This window comes from Hydrogenophaga sp., from assembly GCF_018780075.1.
Classification (GTDB): domain Bacteria; phylum Pseudomonadota; class Gammaproteobacteria; order Burkholderiales; family Burkholderiaceae_C; genus Hydrogenophaga.
In genome coordinates, this window is sequence record NZ_JADMKB010000149.1 from 1 (window position 1) to 14,133 (window position 14,133).

11 protein-coding genes are annotated in these 14,133 nt (G+C 65.8%); 8 read left to right on the forward strand and 3 right to left on the reverse strand.

Features of this window, described 5'->3' with window-relative positions:
• The 6 genes from carB to IV088_RS22980 all read left to right on the forward strand — a co-directional run.
• Nucleotides 1-2,489: carbamoyl-phosphate synthase large subunit (gene carB / locus IV088_RS22955; RefSeq protein WP_291106589.1), on the forward strand; the 2,489-nt coding region annotated here is incomplete at its 5' end.
• Between the two features lie 57 nt (nucleotides 2,490-2,546).
• A complete protein-coding gene (locus IV088_RS22960; RefSeq protein ID WP_291106591.1) occupies nucleotides 2,547-3,521 on the forward strand; it encodes a helix-turn-helix domain-containing protein in 975 nt (324 codons plus the stop codon).
• Nucleotides 3,522-3,643: 122 nt separating this feature from the next.
• Nucleotides 3,644-4,372 carry an alpha/beta hydrolase gene (locus IV088_RS22965; protein ID WP_291106592.1) on the forward strand — a complete coding sequence of 243 codons (729 nt, stop codon included), beginning with the start codon at nucleotides 3,644-3,646 and terminating at the stop codon, nucleotides 4,370-4,372.
• Nucleotides 4,373-4,527: 155 nt separating this feature from the next.
• Nucleotides 4,528-5,004, forward strand: coding sequence for a transcription elongation factor GreA (gene greA, locus IV088_RS22970; RefSeq protein WP_236965649.1), 477 nt, complete (start codon nucleotides 4,528-4,530; stop codon nucleotides 5,002-5,004).
• Nucleotides 5,005-5,014: 10 nt separating this feature from the next.
• On the forward strand, nucleotides 5,015-5,488 hold the full coding sequence (locus IV088_RS22975; protein ID WP_291106595.1) for a DUF4149 domain-containing protein: 474 nt from the start codon (nucleotides 5,015-5,017) through the stop codon (nucleotides 5,486-5,488).
• On the forward strand, nucleotides 5,485-6,936 hold the full coding sequence (locus IV088_RS22980) for a hypothetical protein (protein WP_291106597.1): 1,452 nt from the start codon (nucleotides 5,485-5,487) through the stop codon (nucleotides 6,934-6,936). Before IV088_RS22975 ends, IV088_RS22980 begins: the two co-directional genes overlap by 4 nt.
• Nucleotides 6,937-6,966: 30 nt before the next feature.
• On the opposite strand, the gene folD is transcribed toward IV088_RS22980, so the two are convergent.
• The 3 genes from folD to IV088_RS22995 form a co-directional block, all read right to left on the reverse strand.
• Nucleotides 6,967-7,818, reverse strand: coding sequence for a bifunctional methylenetetrahydrofolate dehydrogenase/methenyltetrahydrofolate cyclohydrolase FolD (gene folD, locus IV088_RS22985; protein WP_291106599.1), 852 nt, complete (start codon nucleotides 7,816-7,818; stop codon nucleotides 6,967-6,969).
• 76 nt (nucleotides 7,819-7,894) lie between these two features.
• The gene (locus IV088_RS22990) at nucleotides 7,895-8,521 is read right to left on the reverse strand and encodes a response regulator transcription factor (RefSeq protein ID WP_077330607.1); all 627 of its coding nucleotides are present in this window, start codon (nucleotides 8,519-8,521) and stop codon (nucleotides 7,895-7,897) included.
• Nucleotides 8,518-11,076, reverse strand: a complete 2,559-nt coding sequence (locus IV088_RS22995; protein WP_291106602.1) for a PAS domain S-box protein — start codon at nucleotides 11,074-11,076, stop codon at nucleotides 8,518-8,520. The genes IV088_RS22990 and IV088_RS22995 overlap by 4 nt, the downstream gene beginning before the upstream one ends.
• A gap of 193 nt (nucleotides 11,077-11,269) precedes the next feature.
• Between IV088_RS22995 and aceE the strand changes: the two genes are divergently transcribed.
• Nucleotides 11,270-13,972: a pyruvate dehydrogenase (acetyl-transferring), homodimeric type gene (aceE, locus tag IV088_RS23000; protein ID WP_291106604.1), complete on the forward strand. Its 2,703-nt coding sequence runs from the start codon at nucleotides 11,270-11,272 to the stop codon at nucleotides 13,970-13,972.
• 18 nt (nucleotides 13,973-13,990) lie between these two features.
• A partial coding sequence (locus IV088_RS23005) for a biotin/lipoyl-containing protein (protein WP_291106606.1) occupies nucleotides 13,991-14,133 on the forward strand: 143 nt, incomplete at its 3' end.

Genomic DNA, 14,133 nt, shown 5'->3' on the forward strand with positions numbered 1-14,133 from the left:
ACAAGGAATACCAGATCCTGCGCAACGCCTCGCTGGCGGTGCTGCGCGAGATCGGTGTGGACACCGGTGGCTCCAACGTGCAGTTCTCCATCAACCCGGCCGATGGCCGCATGGTGGTGATCGAGATGAACCCGCGCGTGTCGCGCTCCTCGGCCCTGGCCTCCAAGGCCACCGGTTTTCCGATCGCCAAGGTCGCGGCCAAGCTGGCCGTGGGCTACACGCTGGACGAGCTGCGCAACGAGATCACGGGCGGCGCGACGCCGGCCAGCTTCGAGCCGAGCATCGACTACGTGGTCACCAAGATCCCGCGTTTTGCGTTCGAGAAATTCCCCACGGCCGACAGCCGCCTGACCACACAGATGAAGTCCGTGGGTGAGGTCATGGCCATGGGCCGCACCTTCCAGGAAAGCTTCCAGAAAGCCTTGCGCGGCCTGGAAGTGGGCGTGGACGGCATGAACGAGAAGACCCAGGACCGCGAGATCCTGGAGCGCGAACTCGGCGAACCCGGCCCCGAGCGCATCTGGTACGTGGGCGATGCCTTTGCCGCCGGCTGGACGCTGGCCGAGGTGCACCAGTTCACCAAGATCGATCCCTGGTTCCTGGTGCAGATCGAAGAGATCGTGAAGATCGAACTCAAACTGGAGCAGACCAGCCTCGACGCCATCGACGCGGACACCCTGCGCGGCCTGAAGAAGAAGGGCTTCTCGGACCGCCGCCTGGCCAAGCTGCTCAAGACCACCGACTCCGCCGTGCGCGCGCGCCGCATCGCCCAGAACATCCGCCCGGTCTACAAGCGCGTGGACACCTGCGCCGCCGAGTTCTCGACCGACACCGCCTACCTGTATTCGACCTACGAAGGCCACGGCGACGGCGAGTGCGAAGCCGAGCCGACCAACAACAAGAAGATCATGGTGCTGGGCGGTGGCCCCAACCGCATCGGACAGGGCATCGAGTTCGACTACTGCTGCGTGCATGCCGCGCTGGCGATGCGCGAAGACGGGTACGAGACCATCATGGTCAACTGCAACCCCGAAACCGTGTCCACCGACTACGACACCAGCGACCGCCTGTACTTCGAGCCGCTGACGCTGGAAGACGTGCTGGAGATCGTCGACAAGGAAAAACCCGCCGGTGTGATCGTGCAGTACGGCGGTCAGACGCCTCTGAAGCTCGCGCTCGGACTGGAAGCCGCGGGCGTGCCCATCATCGGCACCAGCCCCGACATGATCGATGCCGCCGAGGACCGTGAGCGCTTCCAGAAGCTGCTGCACGAGCTGAAGCTGCGCCAGCCGCCCAACGCCACGGCGCGCGCCGAACCCGAGGCCCTGGAAAAAGCCGCGGCCCTGGGTTACCCACTGGTGGTGCGCCCGAGCTATGTGCTGGGTGGCCGTGCGATGGAAATCGTGCACGAGCAGCGCGACCTCGAGCGCTACATGCGCGAGGCCGTGAAGGTGAGCAACGATTCGCCGGTGCTGCTGGACCGTTTTCTGAACGACGCCATCGAGTGCGACGTGGACGCGATCCGCGATCACACCGGTCGTGTCTTCATTGGCGGTGTCATGGAACACATCGAACAAGCGGGCGTGCACAGCGGCGACTCGGCCTGTTCGCTCCCTCCGTACTACCTCAAGCAAGCCACGATCGACGAGCTCAAGCGCCAGACCGCGGCCATGGCACAAGGCCTGAACGTGATCGGCCTGATGAACGTGCAGTTCGCCATTCAGGAAGTGGACGGCCAGGACGTGATCTATGTGCTGGAGGTGAACCCGCGCGCTTCGCGCACGGTGCCCTTCGTCTCCAAGGCCACGGGCATCCAGCTGGCCAAGGTGGCCGCGCGTTGCATGGCCGGCCAGTCGCTGGACGACCAAGGCATCGGCGCCGAGGTGACGCCGCCTTACTTCAGCGTCAAGGAAGCGGTGTTCCCGTTCGTCAAGTTCCCCGGTGTGGACACCATTCTCGGCCCCGAGATGAAGTCCACCGGCGAAGTCATGGGCGTGGGCAAGACCTTTGGCGAGGCTTTCGTGAAGAGCCAGCTGGGTGCCGGCACCAAGCTGCCGCGGCCCAAAAAGGCCGACGGCAGCCCGGCGGGCAAGGTCTTCCTGACCGTGAAGAACGGTGACAAGCCGCGTGCGGTGGAGATCGCGCGCGCGCTGGTGGCCATGGGCTTCGAGCTGGTCGCCACGCGCGGCACCGCCGCCGCCATTGCCGCGGCAGGCGTGCCGGTGGTCGCGGTCAACAAGGTCACCGAAGGCCGCCCGCACATCGTGGACATGATCAAGAACGGCGACATCAGCCTGGTGATCAACACGGTAGAAGAGCGCCGCAACGCCATCGCCGATTCGCGCGCGATCCGCACCTCGTCCCTGCTGGCCCGGGTGACCACCTTCACCACGATCTTCGGCGCCGAAGCGGCCGTTGAGGGCATGAAGTACATGGACAGCCTCGGCGTGATTTCCGTGCAGGAGATGCACGCGCAGCTGGTGGCTTGATGCGCCTGAGGGGCTTTCCCTCTTGAACCCGACGGGCATGGACGCTAGATTGCGTCCATGCCCGTTGCGCCTTCTGCCCCTGCCCACCACCTGCGCGAATGGACCACGGCGCAGGCCCGTCCCGTCGAACGACTGGACTACTGGGTGGGTGCGATCTGCGAGGCCTTCCTGGAGATGGACTGCAGCTCGCGCGCGGCCGACTGCTTCGAAGGCAGCCTGACGCACCTTCCGCTGGATCGCCTGGCGGTCAACCAGGTACAGGCCTCGACGCAGGACGTGTACCGCACGCCGGCCTGCATCGCGCGCAGCCAGGCGTTTCCCTTCTACCTGATCGCCCAGCTTGACCACCCCTGGCACGTGAAACAGGGCGGGCAGGTCTTGCACCTTCGGCCCGGCGACGCGGTGCTGGTGGACGCTTCGCGGCCTTACGAACTTCACTTTCCGCATTCGGTGGGTTGCCTGTCGGTGCAGATGCCGCGTGCCTGGGTCGGTGAGTGGCTGACGGCGCTGGAGGTGCCGACCGCGCGCGCCATCCACCGCGAGCAGGGTTGGGGGGCGGTGCTGTCGGCGCTGTGTCTGCAGCTCGGACGCAACCCCGCGTTGGCCGCGCACATGGCGCCGGCCTGGGTGGAAGACCAGTTCGGTGCCTTGCTCGCTGCGGCGCTGGAGCCGCAGCCTACGCTAGCCCGTGCCGCCACACGCGACCTGCACGCCCGCGCCGTGGCCTGGATGCCTGAACGGCTGGATCGGTCCGGGCTGCGAGCGGCCGATCTGGCGCAGCACCTGGGTGTGTCGCCGCGCAGCCTGCACCGTGCGTTTGCCCGGACGGGCGACACGGTGGCGGGGCGCTGGCGCCAGCTGCGCCTGGGCCATGCCCGGCAGCTGCTGTCGCAGCGCCGGCTCGCCGGCTTGTCCGTGGCGGAGGTGGGCCGCCGCTGTGGTTACACCGACGCGTCCCATTTCGGGCGCGACTTCCAGCGCGATGCCGGCGTGACGCCGCTGCGCTGGCGCCAGCAGCACCCGGGCGGCTGAGTCCCCCTGGCGCATGGCGGCCAGACGGCTGGCGCGATCCGGCCATCGGGTCGCACCCCAGATCGGTAGATTGGTGCTCAGCAGGGACGCCCCTGCACAACGCCCACCTTCTGGAGACACGCATGACCGATACCTATGTTCTTGTTCACGGCGCCTGGCACACGGGCGAACTCATGGAACCCGTCGCTGTGCACCTGCGCGAGCGCGGGCACACGGTGCACTGTCCGACGCTGGCGGGCAACCGCCCGGGTGACGACCGTGCCACCACCGGTCTGGCCGAGGCGGCGCAATCGTTGATCGACTTCCTCGACCAGCACGACCTCCAGGACGTGCGCCTCATGGGCCACAGCTACGGCGGCATGGTGATCAGCCACGCGGCCGACCGGGTGGGCCACCGCATCCGCCGCCTGGTGTACTGGAACGCGTTCGTGCCGCTGGATGGTGAGAGCCTCAACGACCTGGTGCCGCCGCACTACGTCGCGCTGTTCGACGGCATCGCCGCGGCGAACAACGGTGCCGTGATGCTGCCGTACCCGATCTGGCGCGAGGCCTTCATCAACGACGCCGATGCCGCGCTGGCCGAACGGGCGTTTGGCCAGCTCAACCCGCATCCCTACAAGACCTTCACCGACAAGGCTCGGCTGACGACGCCGCTGGCGGCCATGCCCATGGGCAAGAGCTACATCAATTGTCAGCAGGACACGGCCTTGCCGCACAGCCTGCCCTGGCACCCGCGCCTGTCGGAGCGGCTGGGTCTGTTCCGGCTGGTGGAGTGCCAGGGCAGTCACGAACTGTGCTTCACCGATCCGGCCCGGTTGGCCGACGCCATCGAGCGGGCGGGTCGCGACTGAGGCGGCCCGGCGACGGCATCCGGGCGGATCGATTCAGGGCATAATTTCGGGCAGTGAAGCCGCCGACCGGAAACGTTCGGCGGTTTGCCTTTTTCCGGGTGGCCTGTGCTGCCCAACGGGCCCCGATCGGGGCCGCCCCTGATCTGGAGTTCCCGATGTCCACTTTCCCCATCACCAAGCGCGGCGCCGAATTGCTCAAGGCCGAGCTGCACAAACTCAAGACCGTGGAGCGTCCTTCGGTGATCCAGGCGATCGCCGAAGCACGCGCCCAGGGTGACCTGAGTGAAAACGCCGACTACGACGCCGCCAAGGAGCGCCAGGGCTTCATCGAAGGGCGCATCGCCGAGATCGAGGGCAAGCTCTCGGTCGCCCAAATCATCGACCCGACGGCGGTGGATGCGTCGGGCCGCGTGGTCTTCGGCGCCACGGTGGATCTGGCCGATGAAGGCACGGGTGCCGAAGTGACCTACCAGATCGTGGGCGAAGACGAGGCCGACCTCAAGCTGGGCCTGGTCAACATCAGCAGCCCGATCGCACGCGCCTTGATCGGCAAGGAAGAGGGGGATGTGGCCGAGGTCCAGACCCCGGGCGGCACGCGCCGTTTCGAGGTGGTGGCGGTGCGCTACATCTGATCCGGCGCCCATGCCCTGGCAGCGCCTGTCCGTGATCGTGGCCGCCCTTTGGTGGGGTGGCATCAGCGCGCTGAGCTTTGTCGCCGTGCCCACCTTGTTCGCCAGCCTGGGCAACCCCGCTGTGGCGGGCCCGGTGGCGGCCCGGCTGTTTTCCCTTCAGTGCTGGGCCGGGTTGTTCCTGGGTGTGGTGTTGATGCTGATGCTGCGCCGGCAGCGCGCGCTGCTGGCGACGGAGGTCTCTCCAGAGGGACTGTCCGAGCTGCGCGGGTTGCTGGTGACCTTGGCGGTGGTCTTGCTGGCCATGTTGCTGGCCTTGGTGCAGGAGTTTGGTGTGGCGCAGAAGATCGTCAGCGCGCGCGCCACCGGCGGGAGTCTGCGGCTCTGGCATGGCATGGGCTCTGTCCTGGTGCTGGGGCAATGGGTGTGCAGCGGGTGGGTGCTCTGGCGACTGGCCCGCCGCGTGGCGTTGCCGCCGCGCCCATGAACCCGTTGCGGCGCCTGTCTGGCCCGCTGGCGGTGCTGCCGCCCCCGGTCGCCAAGGTGCTGCTGGTGGTGCTCGGCGTCGTGTTGGCGGCCCGGCTGCTGGGCCTGACCTGGCTGCTCTCGGTCAATGTCCCGTTCTCTGACCAGTGGGCCCTGCTCACGCGGCTGTACAACGGCTTCCAGTGGAACGACGTGCCGGCGGCTTTCTTCTGGCAGCACGGGCCGCACCGGCAAGGCCTGGCCTTCGCGCTGGCGTTGCCGGTTTACCACTTCAGCGACTGGAACGTCCGGTGGGAGAGCCTCTGGATGGCCTGCGTGCAACTGGCGTCGGGCGCCCTGGCCTTGCGTTTGCGCCGGCGACTGGTGCCGGGCCCCTGGTCGGTCTGGGACGCACTTCTGCTGCTGCCGTTCTGGGGGGTGGCCGGTTTTGAAACCATGTGGGTGGCGCCCAATGGTTCTCACAGCGTGGTTCCCCTGTTCCTGCTGATGCTGCTGGTCAACGTCTGGCTGTGGGCGCCGGGTGGGGCGCGCACGGCCACCCTCGCGGTGCTGGTGGTGGGGCTGGGGTTCACGGGCTTTGGTCTCACGGCGCTGCCCGCTCTGGGCCTGGTGTTGGCCGTGGCGGCGTGGCGCGGTTCGGCGACCCAGCGCGGGCATGCGCTGGCGCTGGTGGCGGCCTGCCTGCTGACGCTGGCGGCGTTTCTGGTGAATTACCGGTTTGTGGTGTCGGCCGAGGGGTTTCAGGTGTTCCGACCCAACCCGCTGGACTACCTTCAGTTCGTGGCAGCCATGCTGAGCTACTTCGTGCTCATGGTGCAGCGCATGTCGTGGTGGTTCCTGTACCCGGTCGGCACGGTGTTCCTGGCGTCGATGCTCGCGGTGTTCGGCTGGGGGCTGAAGCGTCTGTCCGTTCGTGAGACGGACACCGGCACGCCGGCGTCACACCGCTTCTGGCAGGTGTGTGTGATCCTCGTGGGCTGCAGCCTGGTGTTTGCGCTGCTCACCGCCTACGGACGGGTTCAGCTGGGTGTCGAAGCGGCCATCGCCTCGCGCTACACCGCGTTGACGCTGCCGGCCTGGGCCGCGATCTGCCTGGTGCTGTTCCGCCATCGCGGGCGGACCGCCCCCGTGTTGCTGGCGTTGCTGGTGCTGTTCCTGCTGCGCACCGTGCCGGAAACCCGGCTGGCTTACGTGCAGGGACGGTATTACGCGGCGGTGAAGCTGTGCTGGATGGCGCACTACCGCGCCACCGGGGGCAGCGTGGCCCAGGCAGACGAACGCCTTTTGCAACAGGACGACCTGCACGCCTACCAGGCCGGATGGATGGGGCGGCAGGCGCAATGGGACTTCATGGAGCGGCAGCGGCTGGGACCGCTCGCGCCATTGGCCAGTCCAGCGCCACTGCTCGGTCTCCAACCCGAGCCATGCAGGTTGCTGAGGGTGCCCTGACGCGGGCCGTTGCTCAGGACGCCGACCCGATCATCCGGCGAAGCGTTCCGCCGATTCCAGCGTGTTGACCATCAGCATGGTGATGGTCATGGGCCCCACGCCGCCAGGCACCGGGGTGATGTGGCTCGCCACCTCTTTCACGCCCGCAAAATCCACGTCGCCGCAGAGCTTGCCTTCTTCGTTGCGGTTCATGCCCACGTCGAGCACCACCGCGCCGGGCTTGACCATGTCGGCCGTCAGCACGTTGCGCTTTCCCACGGCGGCGACGATCACGTCGGCCTGCAGCGTCATGGCTTTCAGGTCTTTGGTGCCGCTGTGGCAGATGGTGACGGTGGCGTTCTGCTGCAGCAGCATCAGCGCCATGGGTTTGCCCACGATGTTGCTGCGGCCGATCACCACTGCGTGTTTGCCCTTGAGCTCGCAGCCGATGCTCTCCAGCATCTTCATGCAGCCGTAGGGTGTGCAGGGCCAGAAGCCGGGCAGGCCGGTCATCAGCGCGCCGGCGCTGGCGATGTGGAAACCGTCCACGTCCTTGGCCGGCGAAATCGCCTCGATCACCTTCTGCGCGTCGATGTGCGCCGGCAGCGGCAGCTGCACGAGGATGCCGTGGATGGTGGCATCAACATTCAACGCCTCCACGCGCGCCAGCAGTTCCGCTTCCGTCATGCTCGCGGGCCAGGTTTCCAGCACCGAGTGCATGCCGGTGTCTTCGCAGGCCTTGACCTTGTTGCGCACGTACACCTGCGAGGCCTGGTTGTCACCCACCAGGATCACCGCCAGGCCGGGCGTGATGCCCTTGGCCTTGAGCGCGGTCACGCGCGCGGCCACATCGGCGCGCAGTTGGCGGGAGAGGGCGTTGCCGTCGATCAGTTGGGCGGTCATGGGGGTGTCTGTGCAGTGGTTGAAACGGAAACGCCCGCCGGTGAGGGCGGGCGCCGTGGCAAAGGGTGGGGTGGTGTCAGGCTTTGGCGGGCGTCTGGCCCAGCGCGATCTTGAGCAGGTCGGCCACGGTGTTGGCGCCCAGCTTTTCCATGATGTTGGCGCGGTGCGCTTCCACGGTCTTGATGCTGATGCCGAGGTCGTCGGCGATCTGCTTGTTCAGGCGGCCAGCGACGATGCGTTCGAGCACCTGGGCTTCGCGGCCGGTCAGCTTGGAGAGCAGGGCGTCGCGGCTGGCGGCCTGCTGGTGGGTGGCGAAGGCTTCCTTGGCCGTTTCCAGCATGCGCTCGACGAGCACCACGAGCTGGTCTTCCTTGAACGGCTTCTGGATGAAGTCCAGCGCGCCCTTCTTCATGGACTCCACCGCCATCGGCACGTCGCCGTGTCCGGTGATGAAGACGATGGGCAATGGCGACTGGCGCTCGATCAGTTTTTCCTGGAGTTCCATGCCGGTCATGCCACCCATGCGGATGTCGGCGATCAGGCAGGCCACCTCGCGGGCGTCGTATCGGCTGAGAAAGGCTTCTGCGGATTCGAAGCACCGGACCCGGTAGTCCTTGCCTTCGAGCAGCCACTGCAGGGAGTCTCGAACGGCCTCGTCGTCATCGACGACATAGACGGTGCCTTTTTTGGGGATCAAACTCATCTCGCTCTTTCTGTGTCCGGCAACGACGCCGTGGTGGGCTCGGTGGTTTCCAGAGGCGGTGTCAATCGGGACTGCACCGGTATCCAGAAGCTGAAGCAGCAACCCACCACCTCTTCACCATTGTAGATGTTCTGCACTTGCATCCTCCCGTGGTGAGACTCCACGATGCTGCGGCACAGCTTGAGGCCGATGCCCATGCCTTCGCTCTTGGTGCTGTAGAAGGCTTCGTAGATGCGCTCGATCATTTCGTCGGGCACGCCGTTGCCGGAGTCGCGCACGGAGAACTCGACCACTTCCTGGTTCTCGAGGCGGCGCGGGCCGACCCTCAACTCCACGTACCGCTCGCCCGGTGGTCGGCCCGCCTGGGTGATGGCTTCGCCTGCGTTCTTGAGCAGGTTGATCAGCACCTGCTCGATCAGGATCGGGTCCACCATCAGCGTGGGCAGGCGCGCGGCGACGTAGGGCGACAGCCGGACCTGCTGACGCCGCAGCTCGATGTCGGCCAGCTCGATCGCGTTGCTCACCATGGTGGGCACATCCGAGGGCATCGGGTTGGGTTCGCTGCGTTTCACGAAGGCCTTGATGCGCTGGATGATCTGGCCCGCGCGCTGGGCCTGCCGCGCGGTCTTGTCCAGGGCATTCAGCAGATCTTCGTTGCTGATGCGCTGCTCGTTCAGGCGCGAGATCATGCCGTTGCAGTAGTTGCTGATGGCGGTCAGCGGCTGGTTCAGCTCGTGCGCCACGCTCGAGGCCATCTCGCCCATGGTGATCAGGCGGCTGGCGGTCTGGGCCCTTTCGTTTTGCAGCGCGGCCTGCGCTTCGGCGTTGCGGCGCGGCGTGATGTCGCTGGCGATCACCATCTGCGCGAGGCGACCGTCCACCCAGGTCAGGTAACGCGTGCGCACCTCCAGCCAGCGATCCAGCTCCTCCACGAACACCTCGGCGTTTTCCGCGCCCGCATCGGTGAGTGTTTCGGTGGGCATGCCGGCGAAGGCGTCCACCGCGTCACCGTTGTCCGGACTTGGCGTGGGCTGGTTGCCCGCGAGGTCCACCAGATGTCGATGGCCCAGGCCGCGCGTGCCGAACCAGAGGCGGTACATCTTGTTGGCGAACAACATCTCGTCGCTGCCCAGCGGCGCCACCGACACGGCCGAGTCCAGGCTTTCCAGCACGGTGGTGAAACGCTCGTACGACGCTGATAGTTCCTCGCGAATGCGCTTGGGCTCGGTGATGTCGGTCATCGAGGTCATCCAGCCGGTCTGGTGGCCCTTGGGATCGATCAGCGGTGACACGTACATGCGTGCGTCGAAGATGCTGCCGTCGCGCCGCTGCACCCGCACCTCGAAGCCGCCGGGCGTGGAGCGCCCGCGCAGCTCATCTTCCAGGCGGGCCGACAACTGGTCGTGGTCTTCGTCGGGCCAATAGGGGAAGGGCGCGGTGCGCCCCACCAGTTCACCTTCGGTCCATCCCGTCATGGAGCAGAAGGCCGGGTTGACGTAGGTGATGCGGCCCTGCATGTCGAGCGCGCGCATGCCGGTGAGCATGGAGTTTTCCATCGCGCGGCGGAAGTTGGTCTCGGACACCAGCGCCTGCTGGGCCTGCACGCGGCGGCGCGTGTGGCGCCAGGTGCCCAGCAGCATCCACACCGTCAACGCCGAGAGGGCGCCGATGACCCAGAAAAAGCCGCTGCCCACGATGTCCTGGGAGGTGCGGTAGCCCTGCGCTTTCAACAGCAGACCGTTGCCCACCGGCGAAACGGGCACCTCGTGCTCCAGCGGCTGCGCCGACCAGGGCAGCAGGCGCAACACGGTGCTCGGCGACTGCAGGCTGCCGGCCAGCACCCGCCCGCGGTCGTCCATCAGGGCCACGGCGTAGCGGGCCATGATTTCCGGCGGCATGCCAAAGCGCATGAGGCCATCGATCGAATACTCGCCCATCACCGTGCCGGCGAAGCGGCCCTGTTCGGTCAGTGGCACTTGCAGCATCAGCGTGGACTGGCGCGAGTCTTCGCCCAGCGGGCGCGAGTAGATGGGCTGGCGCAGATCGCGCGCCAGCTCGAACGAGCCATCCGTTTCGGCCGCGGTCATGGTGGCGCCCTTCAGTCGCATCAGGCTCACCGGCGCGCTGGGGGAGGTGTAGCTGGCGGCCACAGTGCGCCGTGCGTCCACCCAGCTGATCGCCTGAAGTTCCGGAAACTGGCTGATCAGGGTCTCGGCCTGGAACTCGAATTCTTCGGCGCTGATTTCCTTGTTGTCCACCTCGCGGGCGAGACGCATCAGCTGTTCCTGCCGTTCCAGCAGGCGCAGCCGCAGGCGCTGCTGTGCGTACTCCACGTCGCGGGTCACCGCTTCCTGTTCGCGCTCCAGTTCTTCGTAGCGCAGGTAGGTGATCGCCACCGCGATGGCCGAGAGAAAGAGCAGTACCGAGAGCAGGGGCGCCAGCGTTGCAAAACGGTCTTGGCGCGAGGGCGGCAGCCTGCGCCACCATCGGTTCCACCAGTCCAGCGGGGTGCTGTTCCCTGTTGGAATCACTGGTTTTTCGGGGGCAGATTTCATGCGCCGAGTTTACGTGTGGGCATCTTGATGCGAGCGGTGAAAAGCCCGTTGGCTGCTACAAGTTTGATATCTTTGTAATTTCACATAATAAAATTTGAAAGCACATATTGAAATTGCACGGGTTTTATGGAAAAATCCGTGACACTGCGGAATGACCGCCGTAAGCTCAATTTCAAACCAACAGGAGACAAGCATGTCAGCGTCAGACGCTCTCAATGGCCGTGGTGTGGGGGATGCCGATTCCCAGGAAACCCGCGAATGGATGGAGGCGCTGGCCGCCGTGATCGAGCGGGAGGGGCCAGAGCGCGCGCACTTCCTGCTGGAGCAGTTGCTTGAAGAAGCCCGCCAGAACAGCATCGACCTGCCGTTCTCGGCCAACACCGGCTATGTCAACACCATCGAGGCCAACGAAGAGGCCCGTTGCCCCGGCAACATCGAGATCGAAGAGCGCCTGCGCGCCTACATGCGCTGGAACGCCATGGCGATGGTGGTCAAGGCCAACCGCCACAACCCCGAAGACGGTGGCGACCTGGGCGGCCACATCGGTTCGTTCGCCTCGCTGGCCCACATGTTCGGCGCCGGCTTCAACCACTTCTGGCACGCCGAGAGCGAAAACCACGGCGGCGACTGCCTCTACATCCAGGGCCACGTGTCGCCCGGCGTGTATGCGCGCGCCTACCTCGAAGGCCGCCTGACCGAAGAACAGTTGCTCAACTTCCGCCAGGAGGTGGACGGCAAGGGCCTCTCCAGCTACCCGCACCCCAAGCTGATGCCCGAGTTCTGGCAGTTCCCGACCGTCTCCATGGGCCTGGGCCCGCTGATGGCGATCTACCAGGCACGTTTCCTGAAATATCTCCACGCTCGCGGCATTGCCAACACCGAGAACCGCAAGGTCTGGGTGTTCTGCGGCGACGGTGAGATGGACGAGGTCGAGTCGCTGGGCGCCATCAGCCTGGCCGCGCGCGAGAACCTCGACAACCTGATCTTCGTGGTGAACTGCAACCTGCAGCGCCTGGACGGCCCGGTGCGCGGCAACGGCAAGATCGTGCAGGAGCTCGAAGGCGAGTTCCGTGGCTCCGGCTGGAACGTGATCAAGCTGCTGTGGGGCTCCAACTGGGACCCGCTGCTGGCCCGCGACAAGGACGGTGCCCTGCGCAAGATCATGATGGACACGCTCGACGGCGACTACCAGGCCTTCAAGGCCAACGACGGTGCCTACGTGCGCAAGCATTTCTTCGGTCGCGATCCCAAGGCGCTGGAGATGGTGGCGCACCTGAGCGACGACGACATCTGGAACCTGCGCCGTGGTGGCCACGACCCGCAGAAGGTCTACGCCGCGTACCACAAGGCCGTGAACCACAAAGGCCAGCCCACCGTGCTGCTGATCAAGACCGTCAAGGGTTTTGGCATGGGCAAGTCGGGCGAGGGCAAGAACAACGTGCACCAGACCAAGAAGCTGACCGACGAAGACATCAAGATCTTCCGCGACCGCTTCAACCTGCCGATCCCCGACAGCGAGCTGCCCAAGCTGCCGTTCTACAAGCCGGCCGACGACACCCCCGAAATGCAGTACCTGCACGCCCGCCGCAAGGCGCTGGGTGGCTACCTGCCGCACCGCCGCACCAAGGCCGACGAGAGCTTCACCGTGCCCTCGCTCGAAACCTTCAAGAGCGTGATGGAACCGACCGCTGAAGGCCGTGAGATCTCGACCACACAAGCCTATGTGCGTTTCCTCACCCAGCTGCTGCGCGACCAGGCCCTGGGCCCGCGCGTGGTGCCCATCCTGGTGGACGAGGCACGCACCTTCGGCATGGAAGGCCTGTTCCGCCAGATCGGCATCTACAACCCCGCAGGCCAGCAGTACACCCCGGTCGACAAAGACCAGGTCATGTACTACAAGGAAGACAAGGCCGGCCAGATCCTGCAGGAAGGCATCAACGAAGCCGGCGGCATGAGCAGCTGGATCGCCGCGGCCACGAGCTACAGCACCAGCAACCGCATCATGGTGCCGTTCTATGTGTACTACTCCATGTTCGGCTTCCAGCGCATCGGCGATCTGGCCTGGGCGGCCGGCGACATGCAGGCGCGCGGTTTCCTGCTCGGGGGCACATCGGGCCGCACCACGCTCAACGGCGAAGGCCTGCAGCACGAAGACGGCCACAGCCACATCCTGGCCGGCACGATCCCGAACTGCATCAGCTACGACCCGACCTTCGCGCACGAAGTCGGCGTGATCCTGCACCACGGCTTGAAGCGCATGGTGGAGAAGCAGGACAACGTGTATTTCTACCTGACCCTGCTGAACGAAAACTACGCCATGCCGGGCCTGACCGCCGGCACCGAAGAGCAGATCATCAAAGGCATGTACCTGTGCAAGCCTGGCGCCAAGGGCGACCAGCGCGTGCAACTGCTGGGCTCCGGCACCATCCTGCGCGAGAGCATCGCTGCCCAGGAGCTGCTGGCCGCCGACTGGGGTGTGCAGGCCGATGTGTGGAGCTGCCCGAGCTTCAACGAACTGACCCGCGACGGTCAGGACGCCGAGCGCTTCAACATGCTGCACCCGACCGAGCCGCAGCGTGTGCCCTTTGTGGCGCAACAGCTGGAGAAGCACGCCGGCCCGGTGGTCGCGTCCACCGACTACATGAAGAACTACGCCGAGCAGATCCGTCCGTTCATGCCCAAGGGCCGTTCGTACAAGGTGCTGGGCACCGACGGTTTTGGCCGCAGCGATTTCCGCAGCAAGCTGCGTGAGCACTTCGAGATCAACCGCCACTACATCGCGATCGCGGCGCTGCGCTCGCTGGCCGATGAAGGCAAACTGCCCATGGCCAAGGTGGCCGAGGCCATCAAGAAGTACGGCATCAAAACCGACAAGATCAATCCCTTGTACGCATAAACATCCGGAGACAAGAACATGGCACTGGTAGAAGTGAAGGTCCCGGACATCGGTGACTTTGATGAAGTGGCGGTCATTGAACTGCTGGTTAAGGTGGGCGACACGGTCAAGGCCGAGCAGTCGCTGATCACGGTCGAGTCCGACAAGGCCTCGATGGAAAT

Excerpts from the sequence above, each read along its gene's own strand:
- IV088_RS22960 (WP_291106591.1), top strand. The coding sequence starts at position 2,547 with ATGCCCGTTGCGCCTTCTGCCCCTGCCCACCACCTGCGCGAATGGACC.
- IV088_RS22965 (WP_291106592.1), top strand. The coding sequence starts at position 3,644 with ATGACCGATACCTATGTTCTTGTTCACGGCGCCTGGCACACGGGCGAA.
- greA (WP_236965649.1), top strand. The coding sequence starts at position 4,528 with ATGTCCACTTTCCCCATCACCAAGCGCGGCGCCGAATTGCTCAAGGCC.
- IV088_RS22975 (WP_291106595.1), top strand. The coding sequence starts at position 5,015 with ATGCCCTGGCAGCGCCTGTCCGTGATCGTGGCCGCCCTTTGGTGGGGT.
- IV088_RS22980 (WP_291106597.1), top strand. The coding sequence starts at position 5,485 with ATGAACCCGTTGCGGCGCCTGTCTGGCCCGCTGGCGGTGCTGCCGCCC.
- folD (WP_291106599.1), bottom strand. The coding sequence starts at position 7,818 with ATGACCGCCCAACTGATCGACGGCAACGCCCTCTCCCGCCAACTGCGC.
- IV088_RS22990 (WP_077330607.1), bottom strand. The coding sequence starts at position 8,521 with ATGAGTTTGATCCCCAAAAAAGGCACCGTCTATGTCGTCGATGACGAC.
- IV088_RS22995 (WP_291106602.1), bottom strand. The coding sequence starts at position 11,076 with ATGAAATCTGCCCCCGAAAAACCAGTGATTCCAACAGGGAACAGCACC.
- aceE (WP_291106604.1), top strand. The coding sequence starts at position 11,270 with ATGTCAGCGTCAGACGCTCTCAATGGCCGTGGTGTGGGGGATGCCGAT.